Annotated in this window: 3 protein-coding genes and 1 tRNA gene; 1 reads left to right on the top strand and 3 read right to left on the bottom strand. The window is 69.7% G+C overall.

Annotated elements, in window-relative coordinates:
• Positions 1–148: 148 nt before the first annotated feature.
• Positions 149–230: transfer RNA gene (locus FNX44_RS26195), tRNA-Tyr, on the bottom strand.
• A 185-nt stretch (positions 231–415) separates the two neighbouring features.
• Here FNX44_RS26195 and FNX44_RS26190 point away from each other — a divergent pair.
• On the top strand, positions 416–904 hold the full coding sequence (locus FNX44_RS26190; protein WP_143651460.1) for a YajQ family cyclic di-GMP-binding protein: 489 nt from the start codon (positions 416–418) through the stop codon (positions 902–904).
• A gap of 122 nt (positions 905–1,026) precedes the next feature.
• On the opposite strand, the gene FNX44_RS26185 is transcribed toward FNX44_RS26190, so the two are convergent.
• Together FNX44_RS26185 and htpX are read right to left on the bottom strand one after the other, a co-directional pair.
• Positions 1,027–1,401, bottom strand: a complete 375-nt coding sequence (locus FNX44_RS26185; RefSeq protein ID WP_143651459.1) for a YccF domain-containing protein — start codon at positions 1,399–1,401, stop codon at positions 1,027–1,029.
• Positions 1,398–2,261 carry a zinc metalloprotease HtpX gene (gene htpX / locus FNX44_RS26180; protein ID WP_143651458.1) on the bottom strand — a complete coding sequence of 288 codons (864 nt, stop codon included), beginning with the start codon at positions 2,259–2,261 and terminating at the stop codon, positions 1,398–1,400. The genes FNX44_RS26185 and htpX overlap by 4 nt, the downstream gene beginning before the upstream one ends.
• Positions 2,262–2,419: the final 158 nt, after the last annotated feature.

The following is a 2,419-nucleotide window of genomic DNA, read 5'->3' as shown; positions in this document are numbered from 1 at the left end:
GCCCTCCCCCTGGCGGACCACCCTCCTGGCCGCCCTCACCCACGACCAGCAGCACCTCCGGAGCCGCCTGCACCCGTGAGGACCGCACACACGAAGAAACCCCCTCCGAACCGCTTTGCAGCAGTTCAGAGGGGGTTTTCCACTCCTGTGGCGGCGCCAGGATTCGAACCTGGGAAGGCTGAGCCGGCAGATTTACAGTCTGCTCCCTTTGGCCGCTCGGGCACACCGCCTGGGATGGTGTCGCCTGGGAGCCCTGCTCCGCGGCAACGAGGTAAACCATACCCGATACCCACGGGTGCTCCGCCACCCGGTTGATCAGCGGCGGGGCACCGCGGCGCGGAGCTAGGCTGGCCCGCGCGGCCGGTGTGCGGCCCGCTGTCCCCCGAGCAACCTACCGACGAGGAGCCAACTCACGATGGCCGACTCCAGTTTCGACATCGTCTCGAAGGTCGAGCGGCAGGAGGTCGACAACGCTCTCAACCAGGCGAGCAAGGAGATCTCCCAGCGTTACGACTTCAAGGGCGTGGGCGCGTCCATCGCCTGGTCGGGCGAGAAGATCGAGATCCGCGCGAACTCCGAGGAGCGGGCCAAGGCCGTCCTCGACATCTTCCAGTCCAAGCTGGTCAAGCGCGGGATCTCGCTGAAGGCCCTGGACTCCGGGGAGCCGCAGGCCTCCGGCAAGGAGTACAAGCTGTTCTCCTCCATCCAGGAGGGCATCTCGCAGGAGAACGCCAAGAAGGTCGCCAAGATCATCCGCGACGAGGGCCCGAAGGGCGTCAAGGCGCAGGTTCAGGGCGACGAGCTGCGCGTCAGCTCCAAGAGCCGCGACGCGCTTCAGGAGGTCATCGCCCTCCTGAAGGCCCAGGACTTCGACTTCGCCCTCCAGTTCGTGAACTACCGCTGAGTCGACGCTCCGACCTGCACAAACGCCTGGCTGTGCTTTCACCACTGCACTGCCGCCGCCGGGTACGCGCAGGCGTGGGGGACAGGGTCACCCCTGTCCCCCGGCTCGTCCCGCGCCGTGGGTCAGCTCGTGCGGACGATCTCGCGGCCGAGGGGCATCAGCGAGACGGGGATCATCTTGAAGTTGGCGATGCCCAGCGGGATGCCGATGATCGTCAGGCACAGCGCGATGCCGGTCAGGATGTGGCCGAGGGCCAGCCACCAGCCGGCGAGCAGCAGCCAGAGCACGTTGCCCAGGCATGAGGGCGCGCCCGCGTCGCGGCGCTCGACGGCGTCGTAGCCGAAGGGCCAGAGCGCGTAGGTACCGATGCGGAAGGCGGCTATGCCGAACGGGATGCCGATGATCGTGACGCACAGCAGCACACCTGCGAGCAGGTAGGCGAGGAACAGCCAGAAGCCGCTGAGGACCAGCCAGATGATGTTCAGGATCGTCTTCACGGCTGCCAGCCTGCCATGCGTTCCAGCCGGGCGACGCGTTCCGCGATGGGCGGGTGGGTGGAGAAGAGGCGCGAGGCGGCGCCCGAGCTGCCGAACGGGTTGGCGATCATCATGTGGCTCGCGGTCTTGAGCCGGGGCTCGGGCGGCAGAGGCAGCCGGCTGGTTCCCGCGTCCAGCTTCCGCAGCGCGGAGGCCAGGGCGAGTGGGTCGCCGGTGAGGCGGGCGCCGGCGGCGTCGGCCTCGTACTCCCGGGAGCGGCTCACGGCGAGCTGGATGAGGGAGGCGGCGAGCGGGCCGAGGAGCAGGACGAGCAGCATGCCGACCAGGCCGGGGCCCTCCTCGTCCTCGGAGCGTCCGAGGGGGATCAGCCAGGCGAAGTTGACGAGCAGCATCAGGGTGGTGGCGAGCGCGCCGGCGACGGAGGAGATCAGGATGTCGCGGTTGTGGACGTGGCTCAGCTCGTGGGCGAGGACGCCGCGCAGCTCGCGGGCGTCGAGCAGGCGCAGGATGCCCTGGGTGCAGCAGACGGCGGCGTTGCGCGGGTCGCGTCCGGTGGCGAACGCGTTGGGGGCGTCGGTCGGGGAGATGTAGAGCCGGGGCATGGGCCGGCGGGCGGCCGTGGAGAGTTCGCGGACGATGCGGTACAGCTCGGGTGCCTCGAACTCGCTGACCGGCCGGGCGCGCATCGCGCGTAGCGCGAGCTTGTCGCTGTTCCAGTAGGCGTAGCCGTTGAAGGCGACGGCCGCGAGGAGCGACAGCAGCAGGCCGGTCCGGCCGAAGAGGCTGCCGAAGCCCACGATGAGCGCGGACATGGCGCCCAGGAGCAGGGCTGTCCTCACCCGGTTGCTTCGGCCGTGCACGGTACGCCCTCCAGATGGTGCGGCGGGAGAACCTCCCCCGACCGCTGGGCGGTTTCTCCACGCTCCAGCGGACCTCCCCGTCTCTCCCAACGCGAGCCGAGGGGCACGGGTTCCCCGGCGGGCGGTGTGGCATGCGCCGCATCCGGGTGGCGCGGGGG

This window comes from Streptomyces alkaliterrae (assembly GCF_007097205.2).
GTDB lineage: Bacteria > Actinomycetota > Actinomycetes > Streptomycetales > Streptomycetaceae > Streptomyces > Streptomyces alkaliterrae.
Note: the sequence above shows the minus strand (reverse complement) of the source record. Positions and strands in the feature narration are given on the sequence as shown.